1 pseudogene is annotated in these 1,174 nt (G+C 70.0%); it reads left to right on the forward strand.

Annotated features, from left to right (window positions below):
* Positions 1–968, forward strand: a pseudogene (locus ACFQEU_RS16265) (phosphoribosylglycinamide formyltransferase); the annotation flags it as partial.
* Positions 969–1,174: the final 206 nt, after the last annotated feature.

Here is a 1,174-nt window from a genome sequence, read left to right on the forward strand (position 1 = left end):
GGCTCGTCTCCGAGGACCGCGCCGACACGCTGCGGTACGGCGAGAACCCCCACCAGGACGCCGCGCTGTACGCCGACCCCGCCTGCGAGGAGGCGACGGTCGTCGGCGCGACCGAGCACAACCCCGGCTCGAAGGCGATGGGGTACAACAACTACAACGACGCGGACGCCGCCCTCGGGCTGGTGAAGGAGTTCGACGAGCCAGCCGCCGCCGTGATCAAACACACGAACCCCGCTGGCTGTGCGACCGCCGACTCCCTCGCGGACGCGTACGACCGGGCCCTCCGGACGGACGCGAAGTCGGCGTTCGGCGGGATCGTCGCCGTGAACCGGCCCTGTGACGCCGACACCGCCGAGGCGATCGCGGAATCGTTCAAGGAGGTCGTCGTCGCGCCCGGCTACACCGACAGCGCGCTCGACGTGCTCACGGAGAAAGGGAACCTCCGCGTGCTCGACGTGGGGCCGCTCGGCGAGGGCGAGGGGCGGTTCTCCGAGCGGTTCACCGAGAAGCCGATCGTCGGCGGCCGGCTGGTACAGGAGCGGGACCGCCAGTCGCCGGCGGCGGCCGACCTCGAGGTCGTCACCGAGCGCGAACCGACCGACGAGCAGGTCGAGACGATGCTGTTCGCCTGGAAGACGCTCAAACACGTCAAATCGAACGGGATCTTGTTCGCGACCGGGACCGAGACGGTCGGCGTCGGGATGGGACAGGTGTCGCGCGTCGACGCCGTGACGCTCGCGGCGATGAAAGCCGAGAAGGACGCCGACGGAAAATCGGCCGAGGGGGCCGTGATGGCCTCGGACGCCTTCTTCCCGTTCCCGGACGCGATCGAGGAGGCCGCGGAGGCGGGGATCGAGGCCGTGATTCAGCCCGGCGGCTCCGTCAACGACGAGGACGTCATCGAGGCCGCCGACGCCCACGACATGGCGATGGCGTTCACCGGCACCCGGTGTTTCCGCCACGACTGAGGCCCGACGACGAGACCGGTCGGACGCGCGTCGGTCCCTTATAAATGAGTGAGCGAGCGACCGCTCCGTCGATATATAACCGATCGGTCGATGACCTCGTCGCCTGCGAGCGCGATCCCGCTACCCCGTGCAGCAGCCGCAGTGGGGGCGGTGACGTCGAGGGCGACCCCGGCGCGCCCGCTCGCGCCCTTATAAGGGCGCGAGCG

The organism is Halorubrum tibetense (assembly GCF_042661865.1).
Taxonomy (GTDB): Archaea; Halobacteriota; Halobacteria; order Halobacteriales; family Haloferacaceae; genus Halorubrum; species Halorubrum tibetense.